Genomic DNA, 20,694 nt, shown 5'->3' on the forward strand with positions numbered 1-20,694 from the left:
AATCGGAAATCGGCGGTGTCGCTCCGCTCGCGGCGAATCTCCCGCGACGCGTCACGGTGTCACCTCCGCCAGGTTGAAGCGCGCGAGCCGCGCCTTCGCCAGGGCTTCGCCATAACCCAGCTTGGATTTCAGGATCAGCAGCCAGGCTTCCTTCGCCTGCTCGAGTTTCTCCTGCTGCTCGAAGAGTCCGCCGAGTTCCAGGAGCGTGCGCGCCATCCAGAACCGGCCCTTGTCGCCGAGCTGCCGGGCCAGCGGCTCGTCGAGCAGAAACTTGTTCACGACTTCGGCCCACCAGCTCTCCTGCGCTTTGGCGAGTTCGCCCCGCCGCGCGAGCATGAAGCCGATGTTGAACCCCGCCTCCACGCGCGCGTCGACCGGCGCATCGGCCATGTCGCGCACGTGCTCGAACCGCACCAGCGCGCTCTCCGCCAGCGCCGGCTCGTCCGCCGCCTGCGCGTTCAGCGTCTCCGCCAGCGCGAGTTGCGCGAGCACGACGTCGCGCCGCATCGAATAATTGTTAACCAGGTTCTCATAGGCCCGCTGCGCCGAGGGAAAATCGTTCCGCTTCCGGAAAATGTCACCCTGCTTGAGCCGCGCCGCGAACGCGAGCTGCTCGCTCTCGGGATGCGGATACTTCGCCACCAGCGCCAGCAGGTCCTCGATCAGTTGGTTGGCTTCCTTGAGATTCTCCTCCTGTCCCCGCCGCTCGGCCTGGAGCGCCGCCTGGAACAACGCGAACGGCGCGTAGGGATCGCTCGGAAACTCGTCCGCCAGCTTCGTCAGCAGCCGCTGCGCATCGGCCGTCCGGTCCTGCTTGGCCGCGTGCTCCGCCTCGAGGAAATAGGAATACACCGCGGACGACGATTGCGGATAATCGGCGCGCAGCTGTTCGAGAATCTTCAGCGCCGCCGCGTCGCGTCCCAGCGCGAAGTTCGACTCCGACCGCAGCAGCTGACTCGAACTTTCGATTTCCGTCTTCAACTCCGCCGACGCGCCCCCGATCTGTCCGGCGAGGGCGTCGATCAGCTGGAGGGTTCGCTCTGGCTCACCGACCGCGGACGACAGCCGCGCCTGCAGCCAGGCCATCCGCGCGCGCAACTCAACCGGAAGCTGCGCCGCCGCCGCTCCGCCCGTGGCCAGCAGCCGGTTGACCCGCGCATAGGCCGCGCTCGTCTGTCCCCGTGTCTGCAGCGCGCGCGAGAGATTCCACTCCGCCCGCCAGCGGTTCACCGTGTCGAAAGCCGGGTTCTTGGCCAGCTCGTCGAGCAGCGCCGCCGCGTCGTCGGCCGTGCCCGCTTGGATTTCGGTCAGCACGCGCTGAAACATCAGCTCGCCCGGCGACACGCCCGCCGGCGGCTCGCGCAGGACGGCCTGATACGCATCCGCCGCGTTGCGGAAATCCGCCGTGCCATTGCTGCCTGAGGCGTCGGCCTTCAGCCCCGCGCGGAACCACGCTTCGGCGATGAGCAATCCCAGCCGCGCCCGCGCCTCGGCCGTGCCGGGCGTGACCGGCAGTTGCTCCCGCGCCTTCGCCGCGTTGTCTGCCGCCGTGCGGTATCGGTTTTGTTCCCACGCCGCGTCGGTGAGGACGAGATAAGCGTGCGCCTTGAGCGGCGAGCCGGGGAAACGTTCCAGCAGCGTCCGCACGTCGTCTTCGGCTTGGGCATAGCCGTCCGGCTGGGAGCCGGTGCGCGCCTCCGCCAGCGCCAGCTCGGCGCGATACAACAGCAGATCCTCGAGAATCGGATGCGGCTGCGGCGCGGCCACCAGCGTGTCCAGCAGCCGCCGCAAGCTCGTGCGCTGCGCCGGTCGCGTCGAGGCACTGGCCAACAGCTGCAAGGCGAGCCGCTGCTTCTCGCGATCGGTACCACGCTCCAGCAGCCGTTCGAGGGCGTTGCGCCCCACGCCTTCCGCCGCGCCGCCGATCATGCCGAGCAGCAAGCGAGTCTCGTCGATTTCCGCCTTCTCCTCCGCTGGCAACGCGACGAGTTGCCGCTGCAACAAGGCCATCGCCTCGCTCTTCCGGCCCAGCCCGTCGAGCATCACCGCATAGGCCCGCGCGAACCCATAGCCGAGCTGCCGGCCTTGATACTGTTCGAAATTCCGCCGCATCGCCTGCGCCCGCTCCTCGGTCACCTGCTCGCCGCTGCGCAGCCGGGCCTGCTCGCGTTTCAGCAGGAACTGCCCACGCGCCATCGTGGAGTTCGCCGCTTCGATCGCCTGATTGAACAACGCGGTCGCCTTATCCGGCTCGTTCTCCGCCGTCGCAATCATCCCCTGGAGAAACAAGTGCCACCCGCGATCCGCCGGCGAGAGCTCCGACACGCGCGACGCATCGCGCTCGTCCTTCGCGGTGCCGGTCTGGTTTTGCTGCGCAGCCGCGAGGCCCTTGCGCAGGTGCCACGCGGCGGTGTGCGGCTCCGGCATTGCGACCAGCACCTTCTCCGCCTCAGCTGGCTTGCCCTCCGCCAGCCACACGGTCGCCAGACCGAGCGCCGCCGCGCTGTGATCCGCGTCCGGTCGCTGCAACAATTCCTGGTAGAGCGCGACTGCAATCGAGGAAAAGCCCATCTCCTGCGCGCGCTGCGCTGCTTCCAATTGCACGACCGCCTCCGTCGGCGAGCTCCCCGCGGTGTCGCGCGCCACCAGCGGTGCCGGCGGGTTCAGCGGAGCCGGCGCGCCCAGCGCCGCCAGGCCGGTCACGAGCCCAAGAACAAGGAGAATTCGCACACGCATCACGCGCCGCGAAATTGCTCGCGCCGCTGGAAACAATCAACCGTGTTGTAACAACTTCGCTCTGGCCCCGTTGGCCGCGCCCGGCACACTCGGGACCGTTTTTTACCTAATCCCATGATTGCTCTCATCGTTCTGGGCGCCCTCCTCGCCCTCGTTCTTATCGTCGGTCTGTGGATCGTCGGGATCTACAACACCCTCGTCGCGCTCCGCAATCGGTTCAAGAACGCGTTCGCGCAAATCGATGTTCAGCTCAAGCGCCGCTACGACCTGATTCCCAACCTCGTCGAAACGGCCAAGGGTTATCTCAAGCACGAACGCGAAACGCTCGAGGCCGTCATCAAGGCCCGCAACATCGCGCTCGGCGCCGCCCAGACCGCCGCGGCCAACCCGGCCGACGCCAATGCCGTGCGCAACCTCGGTGCCGCCGAAACCGGTCTGACCGGCGCGCTCTCGCGGCTCATGGTCGTCGCCGAGCAGTATCCGGATCTCAAGGCCAACCAGAACATGATGCAGCTCACCGAGGAGCTGACCTCGACCGAGAACAAAATCGCGTTCGCCCGGCAGGCTTACAACGACAGCGTGATGACCTACAATACGAGCCGGGAAACCTTCCCGAACGTGATTTTCGCCGGGATGTTCGGCTTCCTCCCCGCGGAACTCTTCAAGATCGACGACGCCACCGAGCGCAACGCGCCGAAGGTTTCGTTCACCTGATCCGGCTGTAAGCACTAAGCGGTAGGCCGTAGGCGCAGATCGGTTTCGCCGCCTACGGCCGGAAGCTCACCGCCGATCGCTCTCTCCATGGACTTCTTCGAAGCCCAGGCTCGCGCGAAGAAACGCACCTCGCGGCTCGTCGTGCTGTTCATCCTCGCGGTGCTCGGCACGATTCTCGCGAGCTACATCGCCGCCGTCATCGGACTGCGTTCGGCCATGGAGCAGCGGGAGCACCGCTACGATCGCGATGGCTATCTCGAGACCGTCAGCTCGATGCCGTGGTGGCAGCCGAAACTGTTCTTCGGCGTCAGCAGCGGCGTGCTCGCCATCGTCGGCATCGCCTCGCTGGCGAAATGGAGCGAGTTCTCGGCCGGCGGCTCCGCCGTCGCGGAAAGCGTCGGCGGTCGCCGGATCGCGCCGCAAACCACCGATCTGCGCGAGCGCCGGCTGCTCAACGTCGTCGAGGAAATGGCGATCGCCTCGGGCCTGCCCGTGCCCGCGGTCTACGTGCTCGAGGACGAACCCGGCATCAACGCCTTCGCCGCCGGGCTCACCACCAACGACGCCGTGGTCGCGGTGACGCGCGGGACGCTGGATAAACTCAATCGCGACGAGTTGCAGGGCGTCGTCGGCCACGAATTCAGCCACATCCTCAATGGCGACATGCGGCTCAATCTCCGGCTCACCGCGCTGCTGTTCGGGATTCTCGTGCTCGGCCTCGCCGGCCGCGGCATTCTCTGGAGCATGCGCTACGCCGCCGCCGGGCGCTCGCGTCGGGACAAGAACGCCGGCGGCATCGTCGTCGTCATCCTGTTCGTCGGGCTCGCGCTGCTGATCATCGGCTACGTCGGCTATTTCTTCGGCCGGCTGATCCAAGCCGCCGTGTCGCGGCAGCGGGAATTTCTCGCCGACGCTTCCGCGGTGCAGTTCACCCGCAACCCCGGCGGGTTGACCGGCGCCCTGAAGAAGATCGGCGGCTACGCGCTCGGCTCGAAGCTCCAGACGAGCAAGGCCGCCGCCATCGGGCATTTCTTTTTCGCGCAGAGCTTCCGCTCGGGGTTCACCGGATTGTGGTCAACGCATCCGCCGTTGGCAGAGCGGATCAAGGCGATCGAGCCGCAGTTCGACGGGACGATGTTCACGCCGCCCGAAAAGGTCGATGTCGAGCAGGAGTCGTTTGTTTCCGCCGGTCTCCATCCCGCCAAGCCGCAGCCGTCGCCCGCCAAGCTCGAGGCGTTCTCCGCTGCCGCAGCCATCGCCACCATCGGCGCGTTGTCGGCGGAACAGGTGAGCAACGCCGGGACGCTGCTCACGGCGGTGCCGCCGCGGCTGCGCGAAGCCACCCGCTCGGTCGCCGAAGCGCCCATTCTGCTCTGCGGCGTGCTGCTCGACTCCGATCCCGCGGTGCGGCAACAGCAGCGCGCGCTCGTGGCCCAGCATGCCGGCCCCGACGCGCTCGCCGCGCTTGACCAGCTCACGCCCGATCTGCGCGCGCTGGGCGCGGAGCACAAGCTGCCGTTGGTGCAGCTTACCCTGCCCACGCTCCGTCAGCTCCCGCCCGCCGAGTTGTCGGCGTTTTTAGGAACCCTCGATGAACTGGTGCACGCCGACGAGCGTGTGTCGCCATTCGAGTTTGCGCTGCAGAAGCTGCTCACCCGCGGTCTCTCGCTCGAACGCTCGCCGAAATCGGCCGTCGTCCAGTTCTATTCGTTTCGCGCGCTGAGTGCGGAGATCGCCACGGTGCTGTCCGCGCTTGCGCACTGCGCCACGGAAAACCCCGACGAAGCCCGCGACGCCTTCGCGACGGGCGCCGGACAACTCAAGCTGCTCGAAGGTCCGCTTTCGTTCGTCGCCACCTCGCCCGACTATGCGGCGCTCGATGCCGCGCTCGAAAAACTCGCCGCCGCCAGTCTGCCGATCAAGCAGCGCACGCTGCTGGCCTGTGCGCACGTGGTGAGCGCCAACGGCTCGGTCTCCGTGGCCGAAGCCGAGTTGCTCCGCGCCTTCGCCGCCACCCTCGACTGCCCGATGCCGCCACTGGCTGCGCCACGCTAGGACGGAGCGCGCCGTCGCCGTCGGGGTTTCGCGTGCAGCGATCAAACCTGCCCGTCCGGCGTCCTGTCTTATCGGAGCGGCGAGTTCGTTCGGATTGGCGTCGGCTCGTGCGACGCCGGCTTCGGCTCCGGCGCCAGGCTCGCGATCAGGATAACCGCAACGATCGACCCGATCACCAGCCCCCGTGCCCACCATAGCCGTTTCCGCGCATCCGGAATCCACTCCTGCTCTTTTTTCGCGAGCGCCGATACGAGCACGATCGGGGCGAGCAGCCATACATACCAGGGCGCGTCGATCCGATCGAGCAGCCCGCGAAACTCGCTGAACACCGACAAGCCCAGCAAGCTGCAGGCAAACAGCGCCGCGAAGGTCACACTGTGGCCGCGCAGCGCGCGCCATAGCCACGAGCTTGCCGAAATCGGGTTCACGCCTCCCAGCCAAGGCGCATTCGCCGGCACGCGTCAAAGCGTTTGCCGCCGGCTCGCGTGCCGTTCACCGGCAGACCGCGCGAAGTCGCTGCAGCGCCGGTCGCCAGCACCACACGTAGTGACCGACCTGCGGCTCCGCGTTTGCGAGCGGGGATCCCGGCGCGACGCTCAGCTGCGTGCCCGCCGTCCGCGTTCCGAGCAGCAGTTGCAGGTCCGACGACACATAAGGCACCAGGTATTCCGAGTATTCCACCAGCGCCCGGCCGTCGACCCGCAGCTCGGCGACGTTTTCCGCCGACGCATTGGGAAACCGGATCAGCAGCGGACGCTCCGCGGGCATTCGCCAGCCTGCCTCGGTACGTTCTACCCGCAAAGGATTCTCCTCGAGCCGAAGGCCGATCGCGAGCACTCCCAGCGCGACCGCCGCCGCACCGCCCGCCCGCACCCACCAATCTCGCCACCCGTGACGACACGCCGCCACGGCGAGGAGAAACAGCAGCGGGAAGCCCCAGGCGAGATAGTGGATCAGCGTGAATCGGTAAACGTCCGACGGCAGGAGGTCGTTGTAGTTCACATAAAACAGCCAGTTCAGTCCGAGCGCCGCCGCTCCCGCCGCGCCCGCCAATCCCTCCCGTCGCACCCAGAAGATCACCCCGGGCAGGGCCAGCACGAGCCACGGATAACGGAACAGCAACGCCGGCTCGACTTCGCCGAAAAACGTCCCGCCGTCCACGAACAGCCAGTAGAGCTTGTAAGAAATCGGATACGAGAAGAAGCCGACCGCCTGCGCCGAAACCACTTCATACGGCGACCGCCACGCGTCGAACACGCCATGATTGATCAGCCCGGCACCGATCACGGCCATCGCGATCACCGCGCCGCCACCGATTCCGTGGGTGAGCCGCGCCCGCCAATCATCCAGCCGCATCACGGCGAACACGAGCAGCGGCGTAAACGCCACCGCATCGATCGGGCGCACGAGATATGACGACGACGCCAGTCCGGCGAGCGTCCAGAGCCGTCGCGGCCCTGTTTGCGCGATCGCCAACCACACGCCGACCAGCAGCGCCGCCTGCGTGGCGAGCGTGTTCCACGGCACGATTTGCGTGTAGACGATCAGCCAGCGATGCGTGGCGATGAACGCGAGTCCCACCGCCAGCGCTTCGCCTCGCGATAGCCATCGTTGCGCCAGTCGCCACCACGCGAACGACGCCGCCAGCACGAGCAGCAGGTCCGGAATAAAGAATGGGTTCGCGGGCAACCACGAACAGAACAACGCGCCGAGTGCCGGATAACCGATCGGATAATGAAATGTCGCCGCGTCCAGCCTGGCCTCCGCGATCGCCGTCGCTTCGGCCAGGTAGCGCTGCTGGTCCGTCCAAGTCCACCAGCCACGCGTCAGCGCCGGCTCGCCCGTGCCGGGAAACAGCGGGTGATTCAAATAGGCGCAGGCATACACCAGCCCCAGCGCCGCCACCAACGACGGCCCGACCCGGCGGTGGTACAGCGCCGCGTTCAACCGTGCAAGGAGGGTCGCCATCGGCGCTCAGCCCACCGGCAAATCCGTTCGGCGACAAGCGCGCAACACGCGCGTCATCCACGCCAGCTGCGACCCGACTCGGGCACGCTGAGCCGTTACGGTCCGAGCAGCTTCTGGTTCTCCGCGTCGGAGCCGGTGTCTTCGGGTTCCAACATGGCTTCGGTCGCCTCGACGAACCGCAGCCCGCGCTCGAACTCCCACAGCCAGCACGCGCCGTCGCGACGGTCGTGGATCAGCATGTAATCCGGCACACGATCACGCGCCGAGCTCACGATGCTGTAGATTCCCTGCGTCACGTATTCCAACACCTCAGGCAGCTGCGAAATTGGTGGCTGCAACTCCAGGGTCACAGTCCAGTTGCCGCTCACCGCCATGGGCACGTTGCCGCGAAAATAATAACCATAAAAACGCGCCGGGACATAATGCCCGGTGGCCCGCAGCCGCTGCAGATGCTCGTTCACCGCCGCGATGAACCGCACCCGCCACGGGAAGTCAGTGGGCAGGGTGAAACCGGGAAGGGAGATGAGAGCCTCGTCGGACATGAGAGTCGCGCTTTGCCTCCTAATAACGGCCATCTTCCTCTGGATTTAAGTCTGCTTTTCGACAGAATCGTTTCTGCCATGCGTTTGGCCGCACGCGCAAATTCGCTCACCGAAGAACTGCTGCACCTACCCGATCCGCAGGAGCGGCTCGCGGCCGCCGTGGATCGCGCGCGGCGCGCCCCGAAACTGCCGCCGGAGGATCGCCTGCCCGCCGCGCGCGTGCCCGGCTGTTCGTCCAGCGTCTGGTTGCGCGGCGAACTGCGCGATGGCCGCTGCTATTTCCGCGCCGATGCCGACTCACCCGTCGTGCGCGGGCTCGCCAGCTTGCTGGCCGATTTCTTCGACGGGGCCCGGCCTTCCGAAATCGTCGCGAGTCAGGCGGATCCGCTCGAGCTCCTGGACCTGAAACGCTCGCTCACGCCTACGCGCCGCCACGGCCTCGCTGCCGTGCGCGCGGCCATTCAGGAGTTCGCGCGCACCAGTCTGATCAACGCCGATGACGCCGCGCCGTCGTGAAATTTCTCACCTGCTGGGAAGGTTGGTAAACAAACTGTGATTTCTCTTTTCGACGCGCACAACCACCTCCAGGACGCATGGCTCGCGCCGCATCGCGATCGCGTGCTCGCCGACCTGCCACCGGCTGGCGTAGCCGCCTGCGTGGTCAACGGCACCAGCGAAGCCGATTGGCCCGACGTGGCTCAACTCTGCGCGTCCGCCACGGCTCTGCTCACGCTGCTGCCGAGCTACGGTCTGCATCCGTGGAACGTCGGCAACGCCGCACCCGGTTGGCGCGAGCAACTCCTCCGTCATCTCGATTCCGGCGTGCCCACCGGAGCCTTGGCGGCGGTCGGCGAAATCGGCCTCGATCGCTGGATCCTCGACCGCGCCCGGCCCGACGACTCCCGGCTCGCCGGTCTGCGGCGCGCGCCGCTCGAAGAGCAGATCATCGCTTTCACCTGGCAGCTCGAACTCGCCGCCGAGCGCGATCTCCCCGCGACGATCCACTGCCTCGATGCGTGGGGCGCGCTCCACGAAGTGCTCCGGCGCACGCGGCTACCGGCGCGCGGCTTTCTGCTCCACGCCTACGGCGGCTCCGCCGAACTCGCGCGTGAGTTCGCGGCTCTTGGCGCTTACTTTTCCTTCAACGGCTACTTTCTCGGCGAACGCCAGGCCGCCAGGCGCGCCATCTTCAAAACTCTTCCGCTGGATCGCCTGCTCGTGGAAACCGACGCACCGGCGATGCCGCTCCCGGCGAGCCATCGCACGCACGAACTTCCCGGCCTCGCCGATGGCAATCCGATCAATCATCCCGCCAATCTCGGCGCCGTCTACGCCGGCCTCGCTGAGCTGCGCGGCATGCCGCTCGAGGAACTCGCCCCGCAAATTGAAAAAAACTTCCGGCGACTGTTCGGCGCGCCCACGCCCGCGCCCGCTTCAACCTAAACTTCCAACTCAATCTTCAACTTTGTCCGCGTGCGCCAGCGCGCGGACCACTTCGCCCGCCGCCGCCAGTCCGAACGCGCCGGTCACGAACACGCCCGTGCCAAAACCCGCCTCGCAATCGAGCTGAAGCTCCGAACCCGGCTCGCGCTCGCGCGCACAGTTGCCATCCGCCCATGGGAAAACCTGCGGCTCGCTCGACCACACGCAGCGAACCTCCCACCGCATTTTTCCGGTTTGCTCGCCGTGCGCGAACCCGTGATCGCGTCGCAGCTTCTTCCGCACCTGCCGAAGCAGTTCGTCACCCCCGGCATCACCCAGATCGCCCGTGCAGATCTGGGTCGGATCCCGCCGTCCGCCCGCTCCACCGACCGTGAGCACCCGCCAGCCGCGCTGTCGCGCCTCCGCAATCAGCAGCGCCTTCTTCGACATCTTGTCGATCGCATCGATCACGAAATCGAACGGCCCGGTCAGCAGTGCCTCTGCCGACGCTTCCGTGAAAAACTCCGGCCGCGCCGTGACGCGGCACTCCGGGTTGATATCGCGCACGCGCTCCGCCAGCACCTCGACCTTCGGCCGGCCCACGGTCGAGGCGAGCGCCGGCATTTGCCGGTTGGTGTTCGTGACGCACACGTCGTCCAGATCGATCAGCGTCAACGCGCCCACGCCGCTCCGTGCGAGTCCTTCCACCGCCCACGAACCGACGCCGCCCACGCCCACCACGCACACGTGCGCCACCCGCAGCCGCTCGAGTCCGGCTTTGCCAACGAGCCGGGCCACTCCGCTGAATCGTTCTTCGAATTCCGCCATCGCCGCCCGATGTAACGCTCCTCCGCGCGAGGTCCAGTCTCTCCTGGAAGCGCGAACGTCTCGCCGGCAGGTTCGTAATTCGTCCTAAGCGGGAGAAACTCCCGCGCTCCCTGGACCATCCGCTCCAAACCATTTCGTGTTTTTCGTGTGTTTCGCGGCAATTCCGCTTTCCTCATTCCCACCTCCGTTCCCCCCATGCTCGTCGTCCACGTCCACGTTCACGTCCAACCCGACTGCGTCGAAGCCTTCAAAGTCGCTTCCCTCGACAACGCCCGCGCCAGCGTGCAGGAACCCGGCGTCGCCCGCTTCGACGTCATGCAACAGGCCGAAGATCCCACCCGCTTCGTGTTGGTCGAGGCCTATCGCACGCCGACCGCTCCCGCCGCCCACAAGGAAACCGCGCACTACGCGAAATGGCGCGACACCGTGGCCCCGATGATGGCCGAGCCGCGCACAAGCGTGAAGTACGCGAACGTGTTTCCCGGCGACGCGGAACTTTAGCCTCACCGGGGCGCAGCCCGCTGCGCTCTTTTCCTTTTTCGTGTCTTTCGTGTAGTTCGTGGTGATCTCCGACTGATCTCCAATGCGTTTCGAATTCGCCACCGCCAACCGCATCCTTTTCGGCGCCGGCGTGCTCGCCGAGTTGCCCGCCGCCGCCCGCGCGCTCGGCCGCCGCGCGCTCGTCGTCACCGGCCGCAACCCCGCCCGCGCGCAGCCGGTGCTCGATCTCCTCGCTTCCACCGGTCTCGCCACGACCACGTTCGCGGTCGCCGGCGAACCGACGACGGACGACGCTGCGTACGGCGCCGAGCAGGCCCGCGCAGCCGGCTGCGATTTCGTGATCGGCTTCGGCGGCGGCAGCGCACTCGACGCGGCAAAGGCGATCGCAGCGTTGATCACCAACCACGGCGATCTGCTGGACTACCTTGAGGTCATCGGTCGCGCGCAGCCGCTGGCCCATCCCGCCGCCCCGGTGATCGCGATTCCCACCACCGCCGGCACCGGCGCCGAGGTGACGCGCAACGCTGTCCTCGCCTCGCCCGCCCACCGCGTGAAAGTCAGCCTGCGCAGCCCGCACATGCTGCCGCGCGTCGCGCTGGTCGATCCCACGCTCACCCACGCCCTTTCGCCCGAACTCACGGCCACGACCGGACTCGACGCGCTCACCCAGCTGATCGAGCCCTACCTTTCCTGCCGCGCCAATCCGATGACCGATGCGCTCTGCGTCGAAGGCCTGCGACGCGCTGCGACCTCGCTCTGGGCCGCCGTTGACGAGGGCAGCAATACGCTCGCGCGTGAAAACATGGCGATCGCGAGCTTGTTTGGCGGACTCGCGCTCGCCAACGCCGGACTCGGCGCCGTGCACGGTTTTGCCGGTCCGATCGGCGGCATGTTCCCGGCGCCGCACGGTGCAGTCTGCGCGGCGCTGTTGCCGCATGTGATGAGGGCCAATCTTACCGCGCTGCGATTGCGCGCGCCCGAGTCCGAGAGCCTGCGCCGCTTCGACGACCTCGCCCGGTTGCTCACGGGTCGACCGCACGCGACCGCCGAGGAAGCGCTCCGCTGGATCCATGATCTCGTCGCCACGCTACACATTCCGCGCCTGTCGGCGTATGGTTTGTCAGCCGGCGACGCGCCCGCCGTGGTCGCCGCCGCCGCGAAAGCGAGCAGCATGAAAGCCAACCCGCTGCCCCTCACCGACGACGAACTCCACGCGATCTATACCCGGGCACTTTGACTGGCGTGCTGCGCCTTGGCCTCGATTTCGCTGATGCTTAAGGCGCCTTCGGAAACTGGCGTCGAAGGACCGCTGCAAGAGCCTGCTTGTCCATGCGGTGTTCCGCGATGGCGATCATCGCGCTATAGAGGACGGAATCATCCGAACAATCGTCGCAGCCGTTGCACATCAAGAACGTGATCGCGCACGCCACGGCAGTCCGCTTGTTGCCGTCGAGGAAACCTTGGTTCTGTGCAAGATGGTAAGTATAGGCTGCTGCTATCTCGTGCAGGTCGCCTCTCCCGTATATGAAGGCGTTCTCTCCAGCCGCCAAAGCCGACTCTACGATTCCACGATCACGCAGTCCTTCGATTCCACCGAAGCATTCGATGGATTTTCGGTGTAACGCCGCGACGATTTTCCCAACTCAGGAATTCGGGCGCTTCCATGACCTACTGGGCCAGTTTTCGAAATAGCTCCGAATGCTGGTCGAAAACCTGCGCAGCAACTCTTTCCGCCTTCACGAGTGGAATGCGGCCGTGATCCATCTTGGCTCCAGCGGCCGCATACGCGGAGCGCGAGTCTTCAACCTTCAGCGCTGGATTTCCGAGTTCCGCCCTGACGAAAGCGGCCACCTCCGCCTGCTCTTTGGGCGGCAGTTTTCTGATCAATTCAATGATCCCCGCGGCATTCACCTGAGCCCAGCCTAGCCGCTCAAACAGTGCGCGCAAGCACCTGCTCCACCGCCGCGATCGCCGCCTGCTCGCGCTCAGCCCAGGTGCCGCGGATGTCCACGAACGGCAGTTGCCGTCGCTCGAGCGCGCCGCGCCACACCCGCGCGGCCTTCGCGCGGTCCGCCGGATCTGGAAAACATCGCGCTGGATCCGGCGCGAACGGCACGTCGGCATCCAGCAGCAGATAGAGCGCATAGTTCCGGCAGCGCCGCTCCACCACCCGCCGCAACTCCTCCGGGCACGTGCCATACAGCAGATCGCTCCACAGCATCGTCGTCAGCGCGTCGGTGTCACAGATCACGAACCGTCGCTCCGCCGCGCTCTCGGCCGCTTGCCGCTGCACTGCTTCGTCTTCGCGCCGCCATTGTTCCCGCGCGATCGGCAGCATGTCCTCCAGCGTGATCACGCCCTGCTGATCCCAGAATTCGCGCGCATATTCCGGCACGCACGGAACGCCAAAGCACCGCGCCAGCATCTCGGCGAGCTGCGTTTTGCCGGTCGACTCGGTCCCGTAGACCGCGATGCGCTTCACGTCAGTTGGCATGCGTCACGATACCGCGCCAGATGCGGGCAGAAACCACAGATAAACACGAATGGACACAGATACGGGCAGACGGTCTTAGCAAGGGACGCTGAGCTCGGGCATTCCCGCATCTGTGTTCATTCGTGTCCATCTGTGGTTCAAATCCTGACCCGGTTTCAATGACCAAGGGATGTCGCAAGGCTTCGCCGCCACGCAACATGTCCGGCCACCGCCATCCCGAAAAACACGAGATACAGTCCTGCCGTCAGTCGCAGATCCTTCGCCCAATAAACGCCAATCGCGACGACGTTGACGATCATCCAGCCGGCCCAGCATTCGAGCCGCTTCCGTGCCTGCAACCATTGCGCGATCAGGCTGAACACGAGGATGAACGCGTCCCAGTGTGGTAGTGCCGCATCGGTCGTCCGCCGCATCAGCTCACCCCACGTCGCGGTGGCAATCGCGCCCGCGCCAATCCAGCCCAGCACGCCGCGCCAGCGCAGTTGCGTCACTGGCAGCGCTGCGGGTTGTGTTCGCGTCACGCCGCCCTCGTCCTTTTCGCCCCGCAGCCAATGCCACCAGCCATACGCCTGAATCGCAAAAAAGAAGAGTTGCAGCAACGCGTCCGAGTAGAGGCGGGCCTCATAAAAAACCCACGCGTAGAGCGCCACCTGCACGATCCCGACCGGCCAGCCCCAGACGTTCTGCCGGATCATCAGCCAGACGCCAACAATGCCGAGCACGGTGCCGAGGATTTCGTAAATGGACATGCGCTGAAAAGGTGGCGCGCGTTGACTCAACGCGCGAAGCGACGCATCCCCGCAAACAACCGAGTCGAGGTCAATCTACGCCCGCGTAGCTCGTCGTGGCACAGACGTCCCGCCCGTGCATGGTTGGCGGCGTGCCGCGATCGGTGATAACTGCTCACGCTTCACCGGCGAGACGCCCGTGCCAGTGATCGCCGCGCCGCCTCACCGCGGCCGCACCATGAACGCTTCCAGCGCCTCCCGCGTGATCGAGTAGCGCGCCCCGCAGCGCGGGCACCGGATCTCGATCTTCTCCTCGTCGCCAAACAGTCCTTCCGGATCCTGCTTCATCGCCGGCGCCAGCACCTCGAGCATCCGCTCCTGATTGCAGCCGCAATGCCACCGATACACCCGCTGCTCCATCGGCACCAGTGTCTCCGTCCGATCGAGTTCCCGCACGCCGTCCACCGTCAGCCCCCGCATCCACGGCGCATCCACATCCGGGTGCTCCGTGATCAACGCAAACTCCTCCTCACCGAGCTGGAAATACCGCGCCGCCCGCTGCTCGCTTTGGGAGTAAAACTTCTCCGCCGCGGTGATCGGATCCGCGCCGGCGAAGCTCACCGCGCTCCGCCGCATCGGATGCCCGACGCGCACCGTGTCCGCATAGAACAGGTTCTCCGGCATCTCCTTCACGTTTTCCTCGAACGCCCGCCCCGCCACCGCACCCGTCTCATTGTCGCCGGTCAGGAACAGGTTCACCATCGGCGACTGGAAGTTGATCGTCCACGCCGTCAGCTCGTTGCGCGGCCGTGACGCACAGTGCAGCACGAACGCCGCGAGCGCGCGCTTGAACATCGCGTCCACCGGCTGGCTCGGATGAATCTGATGCTGGCCGAGGTGCAGGTAGTAGTCGACGAACAGATCGCCAAAATCCGCGCGCGCCATCAGCACATTCCGGCTGCGCACGAACGACGTCGTTACCTGCAATCCTGGATCGGCGAGATTCGGCGGTGTGGTTTCAGGCATCGCCGCCAACGTTGCGGCCCGCGCCTCTTTGTCGAGCGGTCGCCCCAGAATCGTGCCGCTGCGAGGACGGGCCCGACTTAAACCCGCGTCGCGAGCGATGTTCCGGTCTTCCGGCGGATTTTCGACGGCGCCGGTATCACGGCTGACGAGCGGTCGTCGTGTCCTAAATTCTTACGCAACCGGTCGCGCGGCGATTTCCGGCAATCCGCCCCGCAAAGGCGCTCGTTCGTCCCCGTCCGATTGCAGCCGATCGGAAAACGCCTGCTCTCGCGCCCGAGCCTCGTGCTCCGCGGCCTTCCCCCGGGCCGGCGTGAACCTGTTCCCCAGCCACCCACACATGATCCCCGCAACGGCTTCGCCCGTCTTGCCTTCCTCGCGCGCGTCCCGCACCTGGTCCGCCGCCGCTCTCGGCCTGCTGCTCGGCTGCGCGCCGCTGGCCTCCGCGTTCACCGCCGCGCCCAATCTCACGATCAACGGCGACCTCCGCCTTCGCTACGAATCCGACTGGGACTCCCACACCACCTCCGGCACGCTCCGCCCCGATCGCGAGCGCGGCCGCTTCCGGCTCCGTGCCACCGCCGCGTACAAGTTTTCCGATACGTGGTCTTTCGGCGCGCGCCTGCGCAGCGGCAACCATCAGAGCCAGCAGTCGCCGCATCTCACCTTTACCGCCGACGACGGCCCAAGCGACGACCTCGAGTTCGCCCTCGACCGCTACTTCATCCAGTTCAAGCAGGCCAACGTCACCGCCTGGGCTGGCCGCAACAGCTCGCCGTTCTGGCAGCAGAACGAGATGTTCTGGGACGAGGACATCACGCCCACCGGCGCCGCCGCCAGCTTCGACACCAAACACGGCGAGGCCACGCTCACGACGACCGTCGGCGCCTTCGCGCTCCCCGACGGCGTCAACCGTCTCAACGGGCAGCTCTTCGCCGGGCAGCTCAAATATAGCCTCCCGCTCAAACCCGCCCAGTTCATTCTCGCGGCCGGCCTCCACGCCTTCAGCGGCGAGTCCGGTGCCCGCTACCTCATCAACCGCAATGGCGCGCGCGATTACCTCGTCGGCGTCCTCAGCGCGCAATGGTCTGTGCCGGTGCAGACGGTTCCGTTCGCCCTCGGCGTCGACCTTCTGAAAAACTTCGAAGACTACAGCGCCGCCGATGTCGCTCCGTTTCCCGCCGCTTCTGCGGACGAGACCTCCGGCTACGTGCTCTCCGCGCAGCTCGGTCAGCTCAAAAACCCCCGCGACTGGTTCGTCGGCTATTACTACGCGCACATCGAGGCTTTCGCCACGAATGCAGCCTACGCGCAGGACGACTGGGTGCGGTTCGGCAACGGCCCGCAGACCGAAGGCACCAACATCAAAGGCCACGAGTTCCGCGTCGCCTACGCGCTCACGAAAAACCTCAACCTCATGGCCCGGCTCTTCCTCGTCGACGCGATCACCACCGTCCAGGACGGCAAGCGCTTCCGGCTCGACCTGAACTGGAAATGGTAGGGCGCGTTATCCCTAACGCGCCGCCCGCTCCACCCGCACTCTCCGCCTGAGTCACCCCACACCCATGAAACTCCCCCTCCTCCTCGCCGCGCTCACGCTCGCGCCGCACGTCCGCGCCGACTTCCCCAACGAAGCCACGCGCACCTACCGCGTCCAGCAAACCGTCACCCTCTCCGGCATCCCCGACGGCGCGAAATCGGTTAAATGGTGGATTGCCATTCCCGACGACGAACGCTTCCAGGAAGTCCTCGATTTCGCCGTCACCTCCGCACCCGGCCCGTGGCGCATCGTTACCGAGCCCGATCATGGCAACCGCTTCATGCTCGTCGAAGTGGCCCACCCCGCCGCCTCCTCGCTGTCGTCGAAAGTCGAATTCACCGTTCGCCGCCGCCCCGTGTTCGTCGATCTCGTTCCCGCGCAGGCCGGTGCGATCACCGACACCCACCGCCGCCTTTTCGTCGACGAGCTCCGCACCGACGCGCCGCACATGAAGGTCACGCCCCGCATCGCCAAACTCGCCAACGACTCCTGCGGAGCCGAAACCAACATCGCCAAACAAGCCCAGCTCCTCCTCACCGCGGTCGCTGACTACGCCGATCACTATTCGAAGGATCCGACCAAACCCAAATGCAGCCTCGGCGACGCCGAGGACTGCATGACCAACGCCGGCGGCTGCTGCACCGATCTCCACTCGATGTTCATCGCGCTCGCGCGCGCTCGCGGCATTCCCGCCCGCCTCCAAATGGGCTACCGGCTACGCGAGGCCAACGAGGGCAAGGAAACCGATCCCGGCTATCGCTGCTGGGCCGAATATTTTGTGCCGAACTACGGCTGGATCCCGGCCGATATCGTCGAAGCCGACGATCCGAAAGGGCTCGGCCGCGCCCGCTGGTTCACCGGTCTCACCGAGCGCCGGCTGTGGCTAAACGAGGGCCGTGAGTTCGACCTCGCCGGCCGCGCCGTCACTGCAAAGCGCGTCAACACCATGGTCATTGGCTACGCCGAAATCGACGGCGTCGAAGCCCGCGTGATCCCCGACGGCGATCTCCCCGCCCAGCTCTCGCGCACGGTCTTCTACACCGAACAAAAACCCGCCGGCGCCGTCGCCGCCCGGTAGCGCGAAGCCCGGGCGGCCGCTCCGGCCACACGTGCCCGCTCACGGACCCGCGGTATCTGGACCGCGGGTCTCCGCCCACGGCGGCACCTCGATTACGACGCCCATCTCACGATTCACCGCGCGCGTCGCCGCGGCCGCAATGCACTCCAGCAGCGCCGCGCGTGTTTCGAGCTTTGCCTCCGCCCACACCGGCTTGCGCGCAAGCTCCAGCTCTTCGCCGCGCCGCACCAGCAGGCCCCACCCCGCCGGGATCTCCGCTTCAGCGAAGATTCCCTCCTCGCTGACAAGGTAGAAAAAATCCGCCGCCCGCCAGCGGAACAGCTTTGCGAACTTCGTCCCACGCAGCACCCGTCCCTGCCACGTGCCCAATTGCTCGAGCACCCGCCGATGCGTCGCGTGTTCGATGCCCGAAAAGTCCCACGCGTCGAACTCCGCAAACAGCGCCTCGCCCTTCCGCAAATCCGGCCGGTGCTCGCCGATCAGCTCTTCCAGTTTTCGCACGCGCGCCCTCAATTCCTCCACCTTCCGCCGCGCCTCCCGCTCGTCCGTAGCGTCCTTCAGCAAGTCGGCTCGCGCCTGCTTGCACTCGAAGACCGCCGTCCGCCGCCCCTCGCCGCGCGAACACGCCGCGACGTCCGCGCGATACCCGCACTTCGGCACGCGCACCTCGCACGCGCAGATCGCAAACCCATTCGTCTGCGCCCACCCGAGCGCCAGCCGTTTCAATTCCCGATGCGCCTCCGTCTCCGCTTTCGCCACGCTGCAAATTCAACCACGAATTTCACCGATGACCACGGGGAATTCCGACCAAAAAACTCCCGCCTACCGTCCGAGAAACCTGACCGCCGCCTCCGTGCGCGACCGCACCCGCCACTTCGCATAGATGTTCGCCAGGTGGTTTTTGATCGTCGACAGCGCCGTGCCAAATTCCGCCGCGATCTCTTTGTCGCTCCGCCCGGCGGCCACGCGCGCGAGCACTTCCTCCTCGCGGGCCGTCAGCGCGGCGAGTTTCCCCTCGGCCACTTTCGCCATGGTCGTTGGCGCCGCTCGCAGCAATCCGAGCACGCGCCTGGCAATCGATGGCGACATCGGCGCGCCACCGGCCAGCGCGTCGTCGACCGCGCCAAGCACCGCTTCCGACGAAGCCCCTTTCAAGAGATAGCCGCACGCACCTGACTTGATCGATTCGATCACGGGCTCCTCTGCATCGAGCGCGGTTAGCATGATCACGAGAAGGTCCGGCTGGACGGTCAGAAATTTTTGCACCGCCGCCCCTCCGGAAATTCCGGGTAACCGCAGGTCGAGCAACAGCACATTCACGTGCGCCTCGGCGATGCGCGCCAAGCCTTCTTCCGCGGACCCAACGGCAAACGCCACGCGCCGCTCACCCGTCGACTCCAGCAGGGCCGTCACATAGGCGCGGTAAGGCGCATCGTCCTCGACCAGCCCGACGGCGACATTCGGCGCAGCCTTCATGTGACCCGGCCGAGCAGACCGCACTCGACCACATCGATCGATGCTAAACAGCTCGTGTGACACGAACGAACGGCCGGGCAAACGCCCTCTCTTCACTCTTCGGTCGAATTTGCCGTCGCTTGCTCCACCGCCGGCAGCTCGATCCAGAACCTCGCGCCGCGCTCCGTCTCCCCCGGCCGGCGCCCCGTCACTGGACTCTCGCAGCCGACCTGTCCACCCATCGCGTGAGCCAGCCGCTTCGCGAGCGCGAGTCCGAGCCCGTGACTGGCTTCGCCATCGGTTGGCCGCGCGCTCGTCCGGCCGAATTTTTGAAACAAGCCCGCTTGCTCGTCAGCCGGAATTCCCGGTCCCGTATCAATCACGGCGAGCGACGCGACGTCGCCGCGTCGCCCGACTTCGAGCCGGATCGACGCGCCGCGCGGGCTGAACTTCAACGCATTCGAGATGAAGTTGTCCGTCACCTGCGCGAGCAGCCCAGGATCTGCGCAGACCCACACCGGCGACGCCCCGTTTGGCCCGGAGATCAATTGCTGCTTTCCCGCCGCCGTCAGCTCGTGCCGTTCGCACGCCGCGCACGCCTCCGCGGCAAGATCGATCCGCTCAGACCGCACCGGCACGGTCCCACTCTCCGCCGCGTGCGCGCCGAGATAATCGGTCACGAGCCCGAGCATCCGCGTCGCCTGGGCATGGATTTCATGCACGGCCGTCACACGTTTTTCCTCCTCGCCCAGTCGCCCGTCGCGCAGCAGCTCGGCAAAACCCCGCACCGTCGCCAGCGGCGCGCGCAGGTCGTGCGCGGCGATCGCCATGAACTCGTTCTTCTCGGCATTGAGCCGCGCCAGCTCCGCATTCGCCGCCGCGAGTTCCTCGGCCAGCCGCCGCGCATGCTCGCGTTGCGCGAACATCCGCCGGTCCGCCGCCTCGCGAAACCAGCCACCGATCAGGATCAGCACGGCCACCAGCGGAAGCGAGAAGCTCGCATTGGCCAGATTCGTCGCATGCACCGGCTCCCCACCCAGCATCGCATGGGAAAACCCCAGCGTCCCGCCCAGCGAGAGCGCCACCACGCCGACCAGAGCACGAAACCGCATCGGCAACATCAAGAGCGCGACGATCAGCACGAGGAGCGTCGAGCCCGTGAGCATGTTCGTGAGGTTTCGTTCGGGCAGCGCCCGCAGCACCTCCCACGCGATGATGCTGTGCCCCCAGCAGCTCAGCACGGTCACGACCGCGTTGGCGATTCCGGCCCACCGGGGAAAGCCCCGCCAGAAGGTCGCCAAGCAGAGCGCGACCCACAGCGGGATCACCGCATAGAACCGCACCGCGTGCACGGTCATCATCAGACCGGGAAACTCATAGAGGCCGTGCGAGAGATGCGCCTCCAGCAGGCCAAAGGCCGCGCTGGTCAGCGCGCACGCCGCCATCGTGACCCGCTCCCGCACCATTCCCGAAACGAATCGGTCCTCATCATAGCGCGCCTCCGTCGCCGTATCGGAAAACCGAAGCCAGCGCGCCTGGCGCAGCAGATCTTCCAGGGAAGCGTTCACGGAGCGTTGAGAGCGGGGCCGATGACCGTGACGGCACCGGGC

Annotated in this window: 21 protein-coding genes; 8 read left to right on the forward strand and 13 right to left on the reverse strand. The window is 66.4% G+C overall.

Annotated elements, in window-relative coordinates:
• Nucleotides 1–51 precede the first annotated feature (51 nt).
• Nucleotides 52–2,736 (reverse strand): hypothetical protein, encoded by a 2,685-nt coding sequence (locus OTER_RS01220; RefSeq protein WP_012373072.1) that lies wholly within the window; start codon nt 2,734–2,736, stop codon nt 52–54.
• Between the two features lie 114 nt (nt 2,737–2,850).
• Here OTER_RS01220 and OTER_RS01225 point away from each other — a divergent pair, with 114 nt between their 5' ends.
• Together OTER_RS01225 and OTER_RS26455 are read left to right on the forward strand one after the other, a co-directional pair.
• The gene (locus tag OTER_RS01225; protein WP_012373073.1) at nt 2,851–3,450 is read left to right on the forward strand and encodes a LemA family protein; all 600 of its coding nucleotides are present in this window, start codon (nt 2,851–2,853) and stop codon (nt 3,448–3,450) included.
• 87 nt (nt 3,451–3,537) lie between these two features.
• Entirely contained in the window at nt 3,538–5,505 is a 1,968-nt protein-coding gene (locus tag OTER_RS26455) for a M48 family metalloprotease (protein WP_012373074.1), read from the forward strand.
• Between the two features lie 68 nt (nt 5,506–5,573).
• Here the strand turns inward: OTER_RS26455 and OTER_RS01235 are convergent, their stop codons facing one another.
• The 3 genes from OTER_RS01235 to OTER_RS01245 form a co-directional block, all read right to left on the reverse strand.
• Entirely contained in the window at nt 5,574–5,933 is a 360-nt protein-coding gene (locus OTER_RS01235; RefSeq protein ID WP_148217961.1) for a hypothetical protein, read from the reverse strand.
• A 64-nt stretch (nt 5,934–5,997) separates the two neighbouring features.
• Nucleotides 5,998–7,473, reverse strand: coding sequence for a hypothetical protein (locus OTER_RS01240; RefSeq protein ID WP_012373076.1), 1,476 nt, complete (start codon nt 7,471–7,473; stop codon nt 5,998–6,000).
• 95 nt (nt 7,474–7,568) lie between these two features.
• Entirely contained in the window at nt 7,569–8,015 is a 447-nt protein-coding gene (locus OTER_RS01245; RefSeq protein ID WP_012373077.1) for a hypothetical protein, read from the reverse strand.
• A 78-nt stretch (nt 8,016–8,093) separates the two neighbouring features.
• Between OTER_RS01245 and OTER_RS01250 the strand changes: the two genes are divergently transcribed.
• Together OTER_RS01250 and OTER_RS01255 are read left to right on the forward strand one after the other, a co-directional pair.
• A complete protein-coding gene (locus OTER_RS01250) occupies nt 8,094–8,531 on the forward strand; it encodes a SufE family protein (RefSeq protein ID WP_012373078.1) in 438 nt (145 codons plus the stop codon).
• Nucleotides 8,532–8,567: 36 nt separating this feature from the next.
• Nucleotides 8,568–9,458, forward strand: a complete 891-nt coding sequence (locus OTER_RS01255; RefSeq protein WP_012373079.1) for a TatD family hydrolase — start codon at nt 8,568–8,570, stop codon at nt 9,456–9,458.
• Nucleotides 9,459–9,467: 9 nt separating this feature from the next.
• Here OTER_RS01255 and OTER_RS01260 read toward each other — a convergent pair whose 3' ends face one another.
• A complete protein-coding gene (locus OTER_RS01260) occupies nt 9,468–10,265 on the reverse strand; it encodes a tRNA threonylcarbamoyladenosine dehydratase (RefSeq protein ID WP_012373080.1) in 798 nt (265 codons plus the stop codon).
• A gap of 195 nt (nt 10,266–10,460) precedes the next feature.
• Here OTER_RS01260 and OTER_RS01265 point away from each other — a divergent pair, with 195 nt between their 5' ends.
• Together OTER_RS01265 and OTER_RS01270 are read left to right on the forward strand one after the other, a co-directional pair.
• Nucleotides 10,461–10,766, forward strand: coding sequence for a putative quinol monooxygenase (locus OTER_RS01265; RefSeq protein ID WP_012373081.1), 306 nt, complete (start codon nt 10,461–10,463; stop codon nt 10,764–10,766).
• A gap of 82 nt (nt 10,767–10,848) precedes the next feature.
• A complete protein-coding gene (locus OTER_RS01270) occupies nt 10,849–12,003 on the forward strand; it encodes an iron-containing alcohol dehydrogenase (RefSeq protein WP_012373082.1) in 1,155 nt (384 codons plus the stop codon).
• Between the two features lie 37 nt (nt 12,004–12,040).
• Here the strand turns inward: OTER_RS01270 and OTER_RS26985 are convergent, their stop codons facing one another.
• The 5 genes from OTER_RS26985 to OTER_RS01295 all read right to left on the reverse strand — a co-directional run bounded on the left by OTER_RS26985 (nt 12,041) and on the right by OTER_RS01295 (nt 15,014).
• Nucleotides 12,041–12,400, reverse strand: a complete 360-nt coding sequence (locus tag OTER_RS26985) for a type II toxin-antitoxin system death-on-curing family toxin (protein WP_044891457.1) — start codon at nt 12,398–12,400, stop codon at nt 12,041–12,043.
• A 34-nt stretch (nt 12,401–12,434) separates the two neighbouring features.
• Nucleotides 12,435–12,713 (reverse strand): hypothetical protein, encoded by a 279-nt coding sequence (locus OTER_RS25615; protein ID WP_148217962.1) that lies wholly within the window; start codon nt 12,711–12,713, stop codon nt 12,435–12,437.
• Nucleotides 12,697–13,260 carry an AAA family ATPase gene (locus OTER_RS01285; RefSeq protein ID WP_012373084.1) on the reverse strand — a complete coding sequence of 188 codons (564 nt, stop codon included), beginning with the start codon at nt 13,258–13,260 and terminating at the stop codon, nt 12,697–12,699. Before OTER_RS01285 ends, OTER_RS25615 begins: the two co-directional genes overlap by 17 nt.
• Nucleotides 13,261–13,415: 155 nt before the next feature.
• Nucleotides 13,416–14,009, reverse strand: coding sequence for a nicotinamide riboside transporter PnuC (pnuC, locus tag OTER_RS01290; protein ID WP_012373085.1), 594 nt, complete (start codon nt 14,007–14,009; stop codon nt 13,416–13,418).
• A 201-nt stretch (nt 14,010–14,210) separates the two neighbouring features.
• A complete protein-coding gene (locus OTER_RS01295; RefSeq protein ID WP_012373086.1) occupies nt 14,211–15,014 on the reverse strand; it encodes an Hsp33 family molecular chaperone HslO in 804 nt (267 codons plus the stop codon).
• Nucleotides 15,015–15,378: 364 nt separating this feature from the next.
• Between OTER_RS01295 and OTER_RS01300 the strand changes: the two genes are divergently transcribed.
• Nucleotides 15,379–16,512 (forward strand): putative porin, encoded by a 1,134-nt coding sequence (locus OTER_RS01300; RefSeq protein ID WP_158305331.1) that lies wholly within the window; start codon nt 15,379–15,381, stop codon nt 16,510–16,512.
• Between the two features lie 64 nt (nt 16,513–16,576).
• Nucleotides 16,577–17,629, forward strand: coding sequence for a transglutaminase-like domain-containing protein (locus tag OTER_RS01305; RefSeq protein ID WP_012373088.1), 1,053 nt, complete (start codon nt 16,577–16,579; stop codon nt 17,627–17,629).
• 39 nt (nt 17,630–17,668) lie between these two features.
• Here OTER_RS01305 and OTER_RS01310 read toward each other — a convergent pair whose 3' ends face one another.
• The 3 genes from OTER_RS01310 to OTER_RS01320 form a co-directional block, all read right to left on the reverse strand.
• Entirely contained in the window at nt 17,669–18,388 is a 720-nt protein-coding gene (locus OTER_RS01310) for a hypothetical protein (protein WP_012373089.1), read from the reverse strand.
• A 63-nt stretch (nt 18,389–18,451) separates the two neighbouring features.
• The gene (locus OTER_RS01315) at nt 18,452–19,105 is read right to left on the reverse strand and encodes a response regulator transcription factor (protein ID WP_012373090.1); all 654 of its coding nucleotides are present in this window, start codon (nt 19,103–19,105) and stop codon (nt 18,452–18,454) included.
• A gap of 92 nt (nt 19,106–19,197) precedes the next feature.
• On the reverse strand, nt 19,198–20,652 hold the full coding sequence (locus OTER_RS01320; RefSeq protein ID WP_044891458.1) for a sensor histidine kinase: 1,455 nt from the start codon (nt 20,650–20,652) through the stop codon (nt 19,198–19,200).
• Nucleotides 20,653–20,694: the final 42 nt, after the last annotated feature.

The sequence above is a fragment of the Opitutus terrae PB90-1 genome (assembly GCF_000019965.1).
GTDB classification, from domain to species: Bacteria; Verrucomicrobiota; Verrucomicrobiia; order Opitutales; family Opitutaceae; genus Opitutus; species Opitutus terrae.

Bases quoted from the DNA above. Each gene is read 5' to 3' on its own strand.
- OTER_RS01220 (WP_012373072.1), bottom strand. From the start codon at position 2,736: ATGCGTGTGCGAATTCTCCTTGTTCTTGGGCTCGTGACCGGCCTGGCG.
- OTER_RS01225 (WP_012373073.1), top strand. From the start codon at position 2,851: ATGATTGCTCTCATCGTTCTGGGCGCCCTCCTCGCCCTCGTTCTTATC.
- OTER_RS26455 (WP_012373074.1), top strand. From the start codon at position 3,538: ATGGACTTCTTCGAAGCCCAGGCTCGCGCGAAGAAACGCACCTCGCGG.
- OTER_RS01240 (WP_012373076.1), bottom strand. From the start codon at position 7,473: ATGGCGACCCTCCTTGCACGGTTGAACGCGGCGCTGTACCACCGCCGG.
- OTER_RS01245 (WP_012373077.1), bottom strand. From the start codon at position 8,015: ATGTCCGACGAGGCTCTCATCTCCCTTCCCGGTTTCACCCTGCCCACT.
- OTER_RS01250 (WP_012373078.1), top strand. From the start codon at position 8,094: ATGCGTTTGGCCGCACGCGCAAATTCGCTCACCGAAGAACTGCTGCAC.
- OTER_RS01260 (WP_012373080.1), bottom strand. From the start codon at position 10,265: ATGGCGGAATTCGAAGAACGATTCAGCGGAGTGGCCCGGCTCGTTGGC.
- OTER_RS01265 (WP_012373081.1), top strand. From the start codon at position 10,461: ATGCTCGTCGTCCACGTCCACGTTCACGTCCAACCCGACTGCGTCGAA.
- OTER_RS01270 (WP_012373082.1), top strand. From the start codon at position 10,849: ATGCGTTTCGAATTCGCCACCGCCAACCGCATCCTTTTCGGCGCCGGC.
- OTER_RS01285 (WP_012373084.1), bottom strand. From the start codon at position 13,260: ATGCCAACTGACGTGAAGCGCATCGCGGTCTACGGGACCGAGTCGACC.
- pnuC (WP_012373085.1), bottom strand. From the start codon at position 14,009: ATGTCCATTTACGAAATCCTCGGCACCGTGCTCGGCATTGTTGGCGTC.
- OTER_RS01295 (WP_012373086.1), bottom strand. From the start codon at position 15,014: ATGCCTGAAACCACACCGCCGAATCTCGCCGATCCAGGATTGCAGGTA.
- OTER_RS01305 (WP_012373088.1), top strand. From the start codon at position 16,577: ATGAAACTCCCCCTCCTCCTCGCCGCGCTCACGCTCGCGCCGCACGTC.
- OTER_RS01315 (WP_012373090.1), bottom strand. From the start codon at position 19,105: ATGAAGGCTGCGCCGAATGTCGCCGTCGGGCTGGTCGAGGACGATGCG.